We start from the raw sequence: 14,259 nt of genomic DNA, 5'->3' as shown, positions 1-14,259 counted from the left end.
ATCTAATGGATTAGTTTAAAAATGCTTCTTCGAAAGTACCTAATAGTAGATCGATTGTAATTGGATCGTTAAAGAATCCTGATTCCGCCGGGAACTCAATCACATTTCCATTTTGTACAGCTGGAATCGACTGATACGTTTCTGTTTGCTGATACTCGCTTTCTTGATCTGATGGCTGACTGATTACAAGGTAGTCTCCAACGTACTCAGATAGCACCTCTGTAGAGATCGCATAAAATCCATCTTCAGACACGACGTCTTGAACGGCTTCTGGCATTTCTAGCTCCATCTCTTGATAAAGAATTTCTGTACCGCGAGCAAAGTTATCGCCAAAGATGTACAGTTGCTTATCAAAGTTCTCGACAACTGTGACTGTTGTATCTTCTCCGATTTCTTCTCGTACGGAATCTCCAGCAGCCTGAGCGCGTGCTTCGTAATCCTCTACCCATTCGCGCGCTTCGTCTTCTTTATTTAAGAGCTTGCCAATCTCAATGTGCTGCTCTTTATAATCTAGCTCGCCGTATGTGTATGTGACTGTCGGTGCGATTTGAGAAAACTGGTCAATATTCTCTGTCGTCGAAAGCCCAATGATTAAGTCTGGCTCAAGCTCTAAAACAGACTCGACATTTGTCTCATCGACTGCTTCCACACCGTCTAAGTAAGAAGAATATTCTGGATTGCTCATTGCCCATGAGTCTACCCCGACTAGGTTTGCGTCAAGTGCCATTGCATTCCCTGCAAACGTTGCTAGTACAACAACACGCTGAGGATCTGCTGGTACTTCGATTGGGCCACTTTCTGATTCATATGTGACAGTGCCGTTTGCTGCTTCATTTGATTCGTTTTCGTTCGCTGGCTCTTCATTACCTGCTTCTTCGTTCGTTGTTGTATTCGTATCTGCCGTATTTTCTTCAACAGCAGTGTTAGTATTTGTCGTATTCTCCGTATTATCGTCCGTGCCACAAGCTCCTAAAAGAATAGCACTAGCCGCGATTAACCCAAAAAGTCTTTTCATCTTTCTCATCCTCCATCAAATGATAACTCATTAAAATCGGTTTTTTTGTACGTGGGTCTCTGCCGATTAAGGCATCGATATGATATAGCTCCGCAAGCATCTCCGGCTGCATAATATCCTCCGGACCACCCTGCTTCACGATTCGACCATCTTTCATCGCAATGATTGTATCGGAATATCTCGCTGCTTGATTGAGGTCATGTAAAACCATAATGATTGTTCGGTTTTCAAGCTTATTCAGTTTATCCAGTAGCTCTAGCACTTCAAGCTGGTGGGCCATATCAAGGTACGTCGTTGGCTCATCTAAAAAGATCACTTCCGTCTCCTGAGCTAAAGCCATCGCAATCCACACTCTCTGCCTTTGACCACCGGATAGTGCATCGACCGGGTGATGTTTAAACTGTTGCATAGAAGTCGCTTCAAGCGCCCAATCAATCATTTCCTTATCATGCTTCGACAAGCGCCCAAACCCTTTTTGGTAGGGGAAACGACCGTAAGACACTAATTCAGCCACCGTTAAACCATTCGTATCCTCTTGCATTTGAGGTAAAATCGCCATCTTTTGAGCAAGCTTTTTCGTAGGCTCCTCTTTAATCGATTTCCCGTCAAGTAAGACTGCCCCATTTGAGGGTGCCATAATACGAGTTAATGATTTTAGTAATGTTGATTTGCCACATCCATTAGGTCCGATAATCGTCGTCAATTGATTGACCGGTAATTCTACCGTTATATTATGAACGATTGTTTTATCGCCGTAGCTTACGCTTAGATTCGCTGCTTCTAGCTTCATCACCTATCACCCTTATCTATTAATCGATAATGATTCTCAATATCAATACAAGTACTAGAGTATTACTTCTTATTCAAAATGTCAAACAATTTTCTTATGTAAGTGAGTGCTTGGCTGCGTTGTTTGCTATCATGTCGTTTTTCTTTCGAATGTGTCTGCTTGATTGCTTTGCGCCTCCGATGACCTCGTATGCGCGTCCTACCTTTCTCTTTGCGCGTTCTGGCACATCGTTTGCTCGTTCTCATTTCCAAGACCCTCTTCGACCGCATTACCTCCCCAAAACAAAAAGCAGGCCGGTAAAGGGAACAACCTTTACCGGCCTGCTTTTTATAAGTTTTACATGTAAGTGTATAGTTAGTATGCTACGTTAAGCTCTCTCTCTTATCGAAACAAAATAAACAGCAACAATCGTCACTACTGCTAGGATAATTAATGATATCATGTTTGCCCCTCTCACTACGCTAAATTGTGCCTAGCTAATAGGATACGCTGAATCTACAAAAATCTCAATCGCAATATTTGGAAGTTAGCGTTTTGTGGGGGTAAATGCAGAACTGTTACACACTATTCACCTAGCCGTAATAAAGTAGTAAATGCTTATGCTGTCGGGGAATAATCTAGTAACTTCGTCAACGAATCATTCATGCCAACGTGAATTTCTTTCAGCTCTGAACTAACCTCAGTAAAATTATTTACAACATCTGCATTCGAATCGACCGACTTCGTCACGTACTCAAGCGAAGCGATTAACTCCTCTACGCTACCTTTGATCATCGTAACGTCTTTGCGGATTCTTTCTGAGGCCTTTACCGTCTCTTGCGCAAGTTTTCTGACTTCATCCGCAACTACTCCAAATCCTCTGCCATGCTCCCCTGCTCGAGCAGCCTCAATAGATGCGTTTAATCCTAAAATATTTGTTTGTGACGAAACCTTGTCAATAACACTCAGCACATTATCAATGTTTTGAACGCCTTCACTAACTTTACGAGAGCTGGCATCAAGTCCATTATTAGATTTTTCTAAGTCTGTAGAAGAATCATCAATCTGATTAATATATGATTGTACTTTTTCTAAAACACGTTCTGTTTTTTCGAGATTTTGTTCAATTGCAATTAAATGATCAATATTATAACCGATCCCGAGTGCTCCAATCACCGTACCTTGGCAATTTTTAATTGGCACCGTCTTACCTAAAAAGTGTGCTTGATACACCTCAAAAGGCGGTCTCCCTGCCTGAGGAATGCCTTTTAAAGCGCTCTGCATAACGTGGTCGTCTTCTGGTACCGGTTGTCCAATTTGAACATCTACATCAATTGATTTACCTGGGAAGTGGGCAATCCACTTTTCGTGAGTGACTACATCCATCATAAAATCCTCTTTTGCAATTGCTTGGAAAAGAGGGATAGCTGCAACTAAAGACTGTAATATTTCTTGGTCTGACATTTCTTGTAAGCGCTTTATTTCCATAAACCTTTCACCTCTAAGTATACTAATAACTAATAATAAAGTCCTATTCTATTGTAGTATACTTATGCGTATCTGTCCATTTTAATAAAAGTTAACTCCTTAACACGAGTAAAATAGGGACTATTTAACCTCTATTCGTAAGAAGCATTTCCGCACACTGTTTGGGTGAACAATGATCCGCTAGAGATGGCACCATTTTAAGGCGTTCTTTTACTCTATTTTCTCGAATAAGATTAAACGCCTCTCGTTCATTAAGAGATTCTACACGCATAATAAACGCTGCTACACTCATAAGATACATATCTACTTCCTTGGCATTCATAGGTTGTTCCCCCTAACCCTTTTACGTTCCATTATGGCCTAGATAAGCGTATACTAGCAAACAAGTAGAAAATTCTAACATAAAGAGGTGCTTATATGAGCAACATCACAAATTGGGGAATATTAAGTGGAGCTAATATTGCCCGTAGTCAGCTAGTCCCTGCTATTAAAGAAGCACATAACGCGACATTAGTTGCAGTTGCAACGAGAAGAGACGCGGAGGCTCTCAAAGAGGAATGGGGCGCAGAGAAAGGTTATGGGACCTATGACGAACTTTTAAATGATTCCTCTATAGATGCTGTTTATATTCCACTTCCAAACGCGTTACATAAAGAATGGGTGATAAAAGCCTTAGAGAAAGGAAAGCACGTGCTTGTGGAGAAACCCGCTGCCATCTCTTCTGCTGATATTGAGGAGATGCAAGAAGCAAGTGAGCGAACAGGCAAGCTTTGGATGGAGGCATTTATGTATCGTTTCCACCCGCAGCACGCGCACGTAAAACAACTTATTGCAGACAAAGCAATTGGTGAAGTAAAGCGTATTCGTTCTTCCTTCTCTTTTAATATGGACCTTACAAAAGATGACATTCGCCTTGATCCTAGTTTAGGAGGCGGTAGCTTATTTGACGTAGGGAGCTACTGTGTGAATGTGAGTCGCTACCTTTTAGATGAGGAACCGATCCATGTCTTTGCAGCTTCTAGACAAGTAGAAGGAATTAAAGTAGATATTTCTACGTCTGCTTTACTAACATTTTCAAACGTAGATGTAAATCTTGAATCAAGTTTTGATGAAGTTCAAGTGAATCGCTATGAGGTAATCGGGACATCAGGTAGAATAGAGGTACCTTTTGCCTTTAGACCCGACCAAAATCCGAACAACGGTAAAGGCGAAGTCTTCTTGCGTGGCGCCGATGGATCCGTCTTAGAATATAAAACGTTCAGTGGAAATCAGTATACGCTTCAAGTAGAGCACTTCTCTGAATGTATCCAAACTGGTGCGACGCCATCCTACACAATGGAAGATACAAAAAATAACATGATCGTTATTGAACGTTTGTATGAAGCAAGCAAATCATATTCTAGCAAGTAGCCCTATCCTTCCCTTGTTAAATTCGGTAAGATGAGAGGGAAGGAGTGAATATTGTGTTACCTAAATGTGCTACCTGTGGCTATCAATTTAAACGACATCAGCTTTTAGCTTTTGTTTACTCAAAAAAATGTCCGTCTTGCCAAGCGGAGAATTTTGTTACGAAAAAAAGCCGCTTAAAGTCTGGCGGATTTAATGTTGCTATGCTTATTTTATTTTTGATCGTTAGTCGCATACCTGTTGGATCTGCTTTGTATGTTTTTGTTTGTTTAGGAGTGGTGCTTCTAGCTATCGTATATACGCATCCAAGACTCCTTAGGTTTACTAAGACTGATCAGGATATTTTTTCAAACAAATAAAAAAAGCTCGTGCCACTGCGGCATGAGCTTTTTTTAGTTAAACGAGCTTTCCTCTAGATAATGATTTTTGTACGATATCAATGCCGAGCTTCTCACCAAACTTTAATAGACGCTCTCGTTCACCATCTGTCACGATGGAAACGACTGTTCCAGATTTACCAGCTCGTCCTGTCCGTCCAGATCGATGCACGTATTGGTGAATGTCATTGGCTAAATCTAACTGTACGACATGTGTGACATCATCAATATCGAGCCCTCTAGATGCTACATCCGTTGCCATCAGCATCGGCACTGCGCCTTCTCTAAAGCCTCTCATTGCAAGCTCTCTTTCAAGCTTCGACGTTGTTCCATGGAGCACCCCAATAGAATTCCCTCTAAACTCAAGTCTTTCTGCAAATTTCTCCAGCTCGTGGATATCATTACAAAAGCCTAGCCCATAAAAGCCTTCTAAATGAATCAGCTTTGCTAATAGCTTCGATTTATCTCTGCGCTCTGCAATAAGATAAACGTGCTCGACGTTTTGCTTTTCTTCTTCTGAGCGAGATACACGAACAATTTCCGCTTCCATTCGTTCGACCACTAGTTCTTCTACATGTGGTGGAATGGTTGCCGAACACACGATGCGCTGACAATCACGCACGACTGCCTTCATTAAGGCATCTACTTCTTTTATATGCTCCTTTGCAAACAACTGATCTGCTTCATCAAAGATGAGTGTTGATACTTCATGTAGCTTTAGTTTCTTTGACTGTAGGAGCTCGATTAATCGGCCTGGTGTTCCTATAATAATGTGAGGCTTTTTCTTTAGCTTTTCTTGCTGACGCTTGACATTGGCACCACCGATCATGGATGCGACAGTAATTCCGCTTCCTTGTGTCCATTCTTGCGCGTCTTCAAGCTGCTGCATTGCAAGCTCTCGTGAGGAAACAACGATTAGCACCTGAGCTTGTTTCTTGGCTGGATCAACCTTATTTAAAGCAGGCAATAAATAAGCAAGGGTTTTACCGGAACCCGTTGGCGCCTCCATGATAAGATTTTCTCCAGTTAGCGCCTTAGGAATAGCTTCCTCTTGAATCTTTGTCCACTCTGTAAATCCTGCACGTCCAAACGCTTCCTGTACATAATCAGGTAAGGACGTAAGTAATGTATGTTCAACCATGTAGATCACCTTCATTCTTAGACTCCCACCATTTTACCCTATGCCAAGCATAGATGCTATCTCCGATTTAGTAGGGCATAGAAAAAACACGCCACTTTAAGGGCGTGCTTTCTTATAAATCAACAATAACCGATTTTGTATCAACCATATATAATCCGAGAAATTCATCATAAGGCAGGTTGCCTTCTAAATAATCGCTTAGTAATAAATCAATCGTTACATCTGTCTCATTTGGAGTTGCTGACTGTAGGGCACGTCTGGATAAATATTGGCCATATGGGTCACGTATATCTAAATCATCGGTTATATAAATGCCTACTGCATGATACACTCCCTCGTCCGCTCCCGCAGCTTCTGCTACAGATTCTATGGATACTTGCAAATAGTCATGATGAACGATATCTAATTTGCCTGATACAGTCGTTGGCTCTTCAGGCTCTTCACGATTGCACGCTGCAACTAGTATGACCAGTATAATAGCTAGTACTGCTAACATATACGTTTTCATTGTGTCACCTCTATAAGAGGTATGGTAATTTATTACTGGGAGACAGTCAAGGCTTGCTTGGCTCGATCGTGCAATTTATGAACAAATTTTTCACACGTTAAAGCATCGTGCTGCTGAGGTAGTAGCTCCACCTTCATGGTAACCGCTAAGTTAGAAATCGGCTGGATCAATTGGACAAGTTGATCTACTGCTCCACAAAAGTTCGGATAAAACCGATCACCGGTACCAAAAATTCCCGTTACCGTATGCTTACTAACCTGCATGCTTGATACCATCTCGCTCATCGCACGCGGAATATCTCCATTCCCCCACGAATAGGTGCCAAATAAAATAGCATCCTCCGTAAACTCTCTCTGTTGATACCTGTCGGCTTCCTTCTCTACATCGTGCATAACAACTTTAACATGCGTCTTCTCTAAAGAATCTTTTAATAGAAGCGCAAGCTGTGCCGTATTCCCCGTCTTTGACGTATAGACTATCCTACAGCTCGTCAAAGCCATTTTGCTCTGTCACCTTCGCATACGTACGAGCCTTTTGCTCGAAGAAATCCGACTTCGTATCATTCATCATGCTATCGCTAAAGACGTGAATCCACGGCATTGGATTATCTATTTCAGGGAAGGCGTTTTGAAGCCCTAGCTGACGGCAACGCTTGTTCGCTAAATATTCCACATAGCGCTCATATTCATCTAGATTAATTCCTGTATCCTTTAAAATGTCACGAGCCCATTCCTGCTCTAATGCTGTTGCTTGTTTAATAGAAGAATAAATATAGTCCAGATGAGCTTCATTTTTTAATTCCGGATGCTCCTCCATTAGGAGCTGCAAAAATTGCGACATAAAGTAGGCGTGTTGCATTTCATCACGCTGAATATAACTAATCATCGTACTTGATTTCAGCATTTTTTGCTGTCTGGCTAAATGATAGAAGAAAGCAAAACCAGCGTAGAAATAAATACCTTCTAAATTAATTGACTGAACTGCAAGTCGGAACAAGGTATCAACAGATGGTTTCTCGTGAAATTCATCGTAGGCTTCTACGATAATCGCATTTCGCTTGCGAACGAGTGGGTCCGCCTTAGCGCCTTCAAATCTGCGCTTCTGCTCGTCTGTTGAAACTAACGAGCTTAATATATATGAATATGATTCGTTGTGAACGGCCTCTTGCTGGGCGATAACAGCTAAGATTGCCTGAAAGCTAGGATCTGATACATAATCCATCACGAGTGTCATCGTTGGTGTTTGTAAACTATCGAGTGACGCTAGCTGGGTATTTATTCGAAGGAACACATCCTTTTCGTTATCTGATAAATGGTCCCACTGCTTAATATCGTCTTGCATATTGATTTCTTGCGCCTTCCAAAAATTTGATAAAAGCGCCTGATACAGATCATACATATGTGGGTACGTAATATCATTCCAATTTAATAATCCTGAGGCTTTCCCGTTCAGTAAGGACGGCGATTTCATTGGTTCTGATGGTTCATATAGCTTTCTCTTCGTTATTAACATCTGTAACCCCTCCTGTCGTTGACATTCATTAGCTTTGGCACGCTTCGCACGCTTCAATCTCAGCTTGAGACGTACTTCTTACGTAATAAGTTGTTTTAAGTCCATTCCTCCAAGCCTCTACATGTAAATCTAAGAGCTCTTTAGCCGCAATCGTGTGTGGCACGTACAGATTAAAGCTAATTCCCTGATCAACATGTCGTTGTCTAGCAGCGTTTTGACGAATACTAAAGTTTTGGTCTAACTGATGACGCGCCTTAAGGTAGTAAGGGTATGTGTGATGCGTTAAATCAGGTGGAGTAACCTTTAGCTTAAAGTTTTTCTTTTCCTCCGCATACTCTAACGAATAAATAGGATCAATTCCATCTGTTGAACCAGCGATTTTAGCCGTTGAAGAGTTTGGTGCTACAGCCATCATCCAGCCGTTTCGGACGCCTGTATGAGCTACACGATCACGAAGCTCTTTCCACTTCTCTGACGTGTAAGATCTTCTAGTAAAGTACGTTCCGTTTTCCCACTCAGAGTCTTTAAACGCGTGATACGTTCCTTTTTCTTCTGCTAACTCGTTAGAAGCTTTAATGGTGTAATACGCGATATCTTCGTAAAGCTCATCCGCGTATTGAACAGCCTCCTCACTCTCCCACTGAATATGTTTTTTAGCGAGGAGATGGTGCCAACCAAATGTGCCAAGACCAACCGCACGATAACGCTGATTCGTAAGCTGCGCCTGTCCAACCGAAATCGTATTTAAATCAATAACGTTATCAAGCATTCTCATTTGAATGGAGATGACACGCTCAAGCTCTTCCGCTTCTACAACGTTAGGTAAATGGAGAGACGATAAATTACATACGACAAACTCTCCCGGTTTTCTTACAATAACGAGATCCCCATCCGCATTTACATACTCTTCTTTAATTGTTGTAGAGGACATATTTTGGGCAATCTCTGTACACAAGTTACTGCAATAAACAGAGGTACGACCAAGCTCCTTTTTATTAGGGTTTTGACGGTTCACTTCATCGCGATAAAACATGTACGGCGTACCAGTTTCAAGCTGTGATACCATAATACGCTTCATGATTTCCATTGCTCGATACGATTTACGCGGTAGGAGCGGATGCGCAACTGCCTCTTCGTACTTTTTAGAGAAGTGGCGAACATCCGTCTCATCATAGAAGTCCTCGAGTCCAAGTGCATTGCCGGCTTCGTCCTTCCACCCCATCACTTTTTTCACCTCATGCGGGCAAAACGTATGCCACATGCCAACGCTCTTACCATCAGCATCTTTCTCCTGGAGCTTGTGCATAAACAGGTCTGGAATCGATACTCCTGGGAACACATCGTGCGCTTTACGACGCTCGTCTCCATTATTCGTCTTTAAGTCTAAAAATCCATTCATAATATCTCGATGGAAAAGATCGAGATAGACTGCCACTGCGCCTTGTCGTTGACCAAGCTGATCAACGCTCACAGCGGTATCATTAACAAGACGAATCCACGGGATAACACCAGACGAATTGCCTTTAAAGCCTTTAATATCTGATCCAAGCGCACGTACTTTACCAAAATAAAGACCAATTCCGCCTCCGTCTTTACTTAATCTAGCTACGTCCCAATTAGATGTATAAATCCCGTCTAGTGAATCATCGACAGTATCTATAAAACAAGAAGATAACTGTCCATAGCTCTTACCAGCGTTAGAAAGCGTAGGTGTAGCAACAGTCATATATAAATTACTTAACGCCCAGTAAGCTTCTTGAATACGCTCCATCCGCTTTTCCTTATTCTCTTTTTGCATAAGTGTCATAGCAATAATTAAAAAGCGTTCCTGCGGGAGCTCCATCGTATTTTTATCATAGTCACGAGCTAGATAACGATCGGCTAATAGGAATAATCCCATAAAGGTAAATTTTTTATCTTTAGATGGATCAATTAACTTCCCAAGCTCATCAATTTCTTTTTTAGAATAACTCTCAAGAAGTTTTTTATCGTATATTCCTTTTTCCGTCAAAAGTTGAATAAGAGAATAAAAATCTCCGTATATGGTTCCTTCCCGCTCCTTGCGGTTAACCTGAGCCTTTTCGTATAGCTCTTCTAAGTAGTATCTTGCAGCAACAAACGTCCAATCAGGCTGGTCCATCGCTACTCTATCAAGTGCATAGGACATGGCATCCTGCCTTGAAAGTGTATGTATAACCTCTTTATCATGATCAGGTAGCTGAAACTCCTCCAACCAATTCTCTTTGACTTGCACCGATATTTTTTCCATTCAAATCCCTACCCTTCCATCAATAGTAAAACCCCTTCGGAATACGAAGGGGTTAGATAGAAGACGAGTCCGAAGCAAGTGCTTCTATTAGGGCTCGTCTCCTATTTTCACACCCCGAAAAATAGAAGCTTGTAGATCATAAGGTAGGTCTCCTGACTTGTGCGTCACTCTACTAGAAGGCCTTCCCATATCGAATTGATACAGTGGTTCCCTTCGGTCGTCAGCACTTACAGTTGCGGGGGCAGCTCTGGTTTTACACCAGATTCCCTTTTAAGCTCTTCGTTGAGCACCTTACAATCTTTTAGCTTATATAGTTGTTGAAATCTATTCCCAATACTACATATTGATAAACATACCGCATTCACAAAAAAAATCAAGACTTGATTTCACGAATTCTTCTTAATGTTTTATTGTAATTTAAACAACTTTCTTAGTCTGACACAGGATGGTCCTTATGTAAATAATCAGCTCAGAATGGTCGCGCTTTCGATATAAAATTGTAATTACATAAATTGTCGAAATAGTTCGAACGATTCTTATATCTTTTTTCAGCAAGATATGTAATTATCTATGTTAAGCAACTGATTTTTTACACGAATTGACAAAGTATTCGTAACGATCCTCTTTCACCCATATTAGTTACTATTTATTTTCAGTACCATTGTCTATCTCACTCACCACTTAAACCCTATAAAGTATATCTAATTGGTATAATAGACCTCTCATGTCTGCTATACTTAAGATGTCGAATTAACAACAGTTTAAGGTATCTTACTTTGTGGAGTGAGTCGAATGAACCTACCATTTTTTAGCCGATTTTTAAAAACAAAGCACACATCTTCTACTTTCCAGCAAGAAAGTACTTCCACTAACGCTAAGTCTGATGATTATCACAAATCAATTGGTAAGATGTCTGCGTTCTTTGCTCATGAGATACGCAATCCTCTAACTACAATTAATGGCTTCATACAAATGATGGAGCGCGAGCCAGTGATTCAAACAGATGACAAACTCTCTACCTACATTTCCATTATGAAAGACGAGTCAAAACGAATCGAACTTTTAATTGAAGAACTATTGAATCTGTCTCACGCTAACAAAGGCATCGAAAACTTTTCTATCATCGATGTAAGGAAGAGTTTAGAGAAGGTTTTGTATGTATTCCGTAATCAATACGGGGAAGATAGACTTCTTTTTAAAACTAAAATTGAAGATTCAATTTATGTGATGGGGAATGAGAGCGGATTTGAGCGTACCTTAATCAATATGATTAAAAATGCTGTGGAAGCAATGAATGGTAAAGGTACCATATTTATTGAGCTGGAAAAACTAGATTCTAACGTCATACTTAAAATTATAGATTCCGGCCCTGGTATATCTGAAAAAGATCTAGAACACATTTTTTATCCATTTTATACAACGAAGGACGATGGAACTGGCATTGGTTTATCCATCTGTAAAACCATTGTTGAATCTATGCAAGGTACTATTTCGATCAGCAACCACATTAAGTATGGCGCTGAAGTGCTGATATCCCTTCCGGAGAGCAAACATGCCTCATACAAAAGCTAGGTGATGAATGATGACAGTATTAAGTAGTTTGTCTTATATCATGTCTATCTTTGAATGGAGTGCACTCTTATTGTTTCCGCTTATTCTACTTGGGTACATGAATGCAAATCGATTCAAAAAGACAATTATCATTGCCGTTATAATGAGTACAATATCTTTATTACTACACACGACCTCACTCTCACTTGGCATGATCGTGAGCATACAAATGATTCTTTTCATCCTATTTATTTTCATTATTTTTCAAACGAACATAATGGAGCTTTTTGTTATCTCAAGTATTGGATATGGCTTTTATATTCTCATCCAGCTTGTGTTTATTGAATCTTTCACGATTCTTTCCTCTTACGAATACTTTGAAATTTTACTATCATCAAGCTACTTATCCATCGGTATTCAATTGATGACTGTTGCAATATGCGGCTCTTTAGGATTCTTTATTTGGAAAAACAAATACTTCCTAGCTGAACTTAGGGAGCATTTACATTCTAAACACATCCCTACAAAAATTAAGGTCATGATCTTTAGCAGTAGCCTTTTAACATTCGGATTCATCGTATTGGCAGCCGTTGCGATGCTCTCACAAGATATTACCTTTAAAAGTACATTAGTACTTTTATCCATTGTCATTCTTGTGTTAGTAATGTCTTTTTACCATATTCTATATACGCAGTTTCAAGTTCGCAGACTCATTGAAGCAAAAAAGTTTTATTTAGATCAAGACGAGCAGTCTGTCAATATGATGGAACGTTTAGAGAACGATGCAAGCTCACACTTTCAAGCCATTTGGAAGCTAAGTGACGTCGGCTCCTTGGAATCTATCCGCTCTTACATGAAACAGGCAAACCTTCCTAGTCCATCTACTAAACATTTCTTTAATACAAATCAAATTGATTCTTCTAATGGAATTGATGAGTTAATGCGCGCACTTCTTATTAATAAACGTCGCATGGCCAAGCTCTTTCAAATCCAAATTGATATTCACATTGATTTAGATCACCCTATGCAAATGACGTTCCAACAAATTAAACAGTTAAGTACCTTACTGAATGATTTGCTTTTTGTTTACTACGAAAAACAAACGTCAGAGGAAAAAATAATCACACTAACCATCCACTCTAACGGAGAATTTATGGAGTTTAAAGTGGAGTGTCCGGTGGATATAAATCCAATTCATGTAGAGAACCGTAATCTTATTAATTCGATCTCTTCTTTTGAGACCGGATACTCTAAAATAGTTGCTACTTACCAGCCATTCACGTCTACCATTATCTTTTCCCAACAAGGGGGATGATTGTCATGGTTTATCGACTAGCGCATGCGATAGCAATTCGAGTCAAAGATGCCAATCCAGATGATACAGAACCGATTGATGTTTTAACCTTTGGGTTTATTCTGATGCTAAATTTGCTCGTTACGTGGGGATTGCTGATAGGATTTGCAATAGCATTGCAAGAGATTATTCTAATTATGGCAACAGGGGTCTCCTTTATGATTATTCGCATTTTTACTGGAGGCGCTCATTTTAGTACCGCTATCGCATGTACGTTAGTCAGTGTTGGCTTTATTGTTGGAGTAAGCTTTTTGCCGGCTGCACCCATTATTTATACGATCCTAGCGTTTGTTTGCGTTTTATCTTACGCACCTTATTACGAAGAGGATCAAGTGGTGCACAGCCAGGCTTGGGAACGAAAAAAGAAATTGGTTGGAGTGCTCTGGATCATCATTGCCTCATCTGTTGCACTGCTCTTTGACTTTCACGCTCTCGTGCACGGCGTGTTTTTACAAGGAGTGCTGTTAACACCTATTGGGACGAGATTGATTCTTACACTAAATAAATGGATAAATAATGAGGAGGCAACAAAATGAAACGAACTGCAAAAGCAATGTCCACTGTCTCAAAGGCACTTGGTGCAACTTTCGTTCAAGCTTCTAGTCCACTTATTCATATGCCAAAGATTCCTTCGTCGCTCAGGAAGCAAAAGTAAGCTCGGTAATGAAAAAGATACTTTAGCATCCATAAAAAGACGAGCCAACGGTTGGCTCGTTTTTTCTATTTATTGAATACGCAACATGTATGATAGGTCTCCTAACATGGCGAAGAAGAGATGGGACAAAAGGTGTTTATAGGGTTATTTATTAGGAGGGGACAGATACAAAATCGAGATAACTCATTTTTACGCAGATAAGGAAGTCTGAAT

16 protein-coding genes and 1 riboswitch are annotated in these 14,259 nt (G+C 40.4%); of the genes, 6 read left to right on the top strand and 10 right to left on the bottom strand.

The genetic code is table 11. From position 1 onward, the window contains the following. Positions 1-10 precede the first annotated feature (10 nt). The 5 genes from FLK61_RS06200 to FLK61_RS06185 all read right to left on the bottom strand — a co-directional run bounded on the left by FLK61_RS06200 (position 11) and on the right by FLK61_RS06185 (position 3,594). On the bottom strand, positions 11-1,015 hold the full coding sequence (locus FLK61_RS06200; RefSeq protein WP_176008639.1) for an iron-hydroxamate ABC transporter substrate-binding protein: 1,005 nt from the start codon (positions 1,013-1,015) through the stop codon (positions 11-13). Further along, on the bottom strand, positions 984-1,808 hold the full coding sequence (locus FLK61_RS06195; protein WP_283811892.1) for an ABC transporter ATP-binding protein: 825 nt from the start codon (positions 1,806-1,808) through the stop codon (positions 984-986). The genes FLK61_RS06200 and FLK61_RS06195 overlap by 32 nt, the downstream gene beginning before the upstream one ends. 91 nt (positions 1,809-1,899) lie before the next feature. Then, on the bottom strand, positions 1,900-2,031 hold the full coding sequence (locus tag FLK61_RS20190; RefSeq protein WP_283811891.1) for a hypothetical protein: 132 nt from the start codon (positions 2,029-2,031) through the stop codon (positions 1,900-1,902). Positions 2,032-2,402: 371 nt separating this feature from the next. Beyond that, positions 2,403-3,272: a methyl-accepting chemotaxis protein gene (locus tag FLK61_RS06190; RefSeq protein ID WP_176008637.1), complete on the bottom strand. Its 870-nt coding sequence runs from the start codon at positions 3,270-3,272 to the stop codon at positions 2,403-2,405. Positions 3,273-3,396: 124 nt separating this feature from the next. Next, positions 3,397-3,594, bottom strand: a complete 198-nt coding sequence (locus FLK61_RS06185; protein ID WP_176008636.1) for a hypothetical protein — start codon at positions 3,592-3,594, stop codon at positions 3,397-3,399. A gap of 95 nt (positions 3,595-3,689) precedes the next feature. Between FLK61_RS06185 and FLK61_RS06180 the strand changes: the two genes are divergently transcribed. Beyond that, the gene (locus FLK61_RS06180; protein WP_176008635.1) at positions 3,690-4,682 is read left to right on the top strand and encodes a Gfo/Idh/MocA family protein; all 993 of its coding nucleotides are present in this window, start codon (positions 3,690-3,692) and stop codon (positions 4,680-4,682) included. A 44-nt stretch (positions 4,683-4,726) separates the two neighbouring features. After that, positions 4,727-5,038, top strand: a complete 312-nt coding sequence (locus FLK61_RS06175) for a TIGR04104 family putative zinc finger protein (protein ID WP_176008634.1) — start codon at positions 4,727-4,729, stop codon at positions 5,036-5,038. A gap of 37 nt (positions 5,039-5,075) precedes the next feature. Here FLK61_RS06175 and FLK61_RS06170 read toward each other — a convergent pair whose 3' ends face one another. From FLK61_RS06170 to FLK61_RS06150, 5 genes are all read right to left on the bottom strand, one after another. Next, positions 5,076-6,212, bottom strand: coding sequence for a DEAD/DEAH box helicase (locus FLK61_RS06170; protein WP_249777691.1), 1,137 nt, complete (start codon positions 6,210-6,212; stop codon positions 5,076-5,078). A gap of 97 nt (positions 6,213-6,309) precedes the next feature. Beyond that, a complete protein-coding gene (locus FLK61_RS06165; protein WP_176008633.1) occupies positions 6,310-6,705 on the bottom strand; it encodes a hypothetical protein in 396 nt (131 codons plus the stop codon). Positions 6,706-6,737: 32 nt separating this feature from the next. Continuing rightward, positions 6,738-7,205, bottom strand: a complete 468-nt coding sequence (locus FLK61_RS06160) for a flavodoxin domain-containing protein (protein ID WP_176008632.1) — start codon at positions 7,203-7,205, stop codon at positions 6,738-6,740. Continuing rightward, on the bottom strand, positions 7,186-8,217 hold the full coding sequence (locus tag FLK61_RS06155; RefSeq protein ID WP_176008631.1) for a ribonucleotide-diphosphate reductase subunit beta: 1,032 nt from the start codon (positions 8,215-8,217) through the stop codon (positions 7,186-7,188). The genes FLK61_RS06160 and FLK61_RS06155 overlap by 20 nt, the downstream gene beginning before the upstream one ends. A gap of 28 nt (positions 8,218-8,245) precedes the next feature. Next, positions 8,246-10,486, bottom strand: coding sequence for a ribonucleoside-diphosphate reductase subunit alpha (locus tag FLK61_RS06150; protein ID WP_176008630.1), 2,241 nt, complete (start codon positions 10,484-10,486; stop codon positions 8,246-8,248). A 125-nt stretch (positions 10,487-10,611) separates the two neighbouring features. Continuing rightward, a riboswitch (cobalamin riboswitch) is annotated at positions 10,612-10,795 on the bottom strand. A 483-nt stretch (positions 10,796-11,278) separates the two neighbouring features. On the opposite strand from FLK61_RS06150, the gene FLK61_RS06145 reads away from it, so the two are divergent. From FLK61_RS06145 to FLK61_RS06130, 4 genes are read left to right on the top strand one after another with little or no spacing between them, the layout of a single operon-like run. After that, positions 11,279-12,058, top strand: coding sequence for a two-component system sensor histidine kinase NtrB (locus FLK61_RS06145; protein WP_176008629.1), 780 nt, complete (start codon positions 11,279-11,281; stop codon positions 12,056-12,058). A gap of 7 nt (positions 12,059-12,065) precedes the next feature. Further along, complete coding sequence (locus tag FLK61_RS06140) at positions 12,066-13,352, top strand: hypothetical protein (RefSeq protein ID WP_176008628.1); 1,287 nt, start codon at positions 12,066-12,068, stop codon at positions 13,350-13,352. 5 nt (positions 13,353-13,357) lie between these two features. Beyond that, complete coding sequence (locus FLK61_RS06135; RefSeq protein WP_176008627.1) at positions 13,358-13,927, top strand: accessory gene regulator ArgB-like protein; 570 nt, start codon at positions 13,358-13,360, stop codon at positions 13,925-13,927. Continuing rightward, entirely contained in the window at positions 13,924-14,046 is a 123-nt protein-coding gene (locus FLK61_RS06130; RefSeq protein WP_176008626.1) for an AgrD family cyclic lactone autoinducer peptide, read from the top strand. Before FLK61_RS06135 ends, FLK61_RS06130 begins: the two co-directional genes overlap by 4 nt. The last annotated feature ends 213 nt before the right edge of the window (positions 14,047-14,259 follow it).

Origin of the sequence: Paenalkalicoccus suaedae, assembly GCF_006965545.2 — a bacterium.
Lineage (GTDB): Bacteria > Bacillota > Bacilli > Bacillales > Salisediminibacteriaceae > Paenalkalicoccus > Paenalkalicoccus suaedae.
This window is presented reverse-complemented; position numbering and strand designations above follow the sequence as displayed.

Bases quoted from the DNA above. Each gene is read 5' to 3' on its own strand.
- FLK61_RS06185 (WP_176008636.1), bottom strand. From the start codon at position 3,594: ATGAATGCCAAGGAAGTAGATATGTATCTTATGAGTGTAGCAGCGTTT.
- FLK61_RS06145 (WP_176008629.1), top strand. From the start codon at position 11,279: ATGAACCTACCATTTTTTAGCCGATTTTTAAAAACAAAGCACACATCT.
- FLK61_RS06200 (WP_176008639.1), bottom strand. From the start codon at position 1,015: ATGAAAAGACTTTTTGGGTTAATCGCGGCTAGTGCTATTCTTTTAGGA.
- FLK61_RS06165 (WP_176008633.1), bottom strand. From the start codon at position 6,705: ATGAAAACGTATATGTTAGCAGTACTAGCTATTATACTGGTCATACTA.
- FLK61_RS06190 (WP_176008637.1), bottom strand. From the start codon at position 3,272: ATGGAAATAAAGCGCTTACAAGAAATGTCAGACCAAGAAATATTACAG.
- FLK61_RS06130 (WP_176008626.1), top strand. From the start codon at position 13,924: ATGAAACGAACTGCAAAAGCAATGTCCACTGTCTCAAAGGCACTTGGT.
- FLK61_RS06135 (WP_176008627.1), top strand. From the start codon at position 13,358: ATGGTTTATCGACTAGCGCATGCGATAGCAATTCGAGTCAAAGATGCC.
- FLK61_RS06170 (WP_249777691.1), bottom strand. From the start codon at position 6,212: ATGAAGGTGATCTACATGGTTGAACATACATTACTTACGTCCTTACCT.
- FLK61_RS06180 (WP_176008635.1), top strand. From the start codon at position 3,690: ATGAGCAACATCACAAATTGGGGAATATTAAGTGGAGCTAATATTGCC.
- FLK61_RS06155 (WP_176008631.1), bottom strand. From the start codon at position 8,217: ATGTTAATAACGAAGAGAAAGCTATATGAACCATCAGAACCAATGAAA.
- FLK61_RS06150 (WP_176008630.1), bottom strand. From the start codon at position 10,486: ATGGAAAAAATATCGGTGCAAGTCAAAGAGAATTGGTTGGAGGAGTTT.
- FLK61_RS06140 (WP_176008628.1), top strand. From the start codon at position 12,066: ATGATGACAGTATTAAGTAGTTTGTCTTATATCATGTCTATCTTTGAA.
- FLK61_RS06160 (WP_176008632.1), bottom strand. From the start codon at position 7,205: ATGGCTTTGACGAGCTGTAGGATAGTCTATACGTCAAAGACGGGGAAT.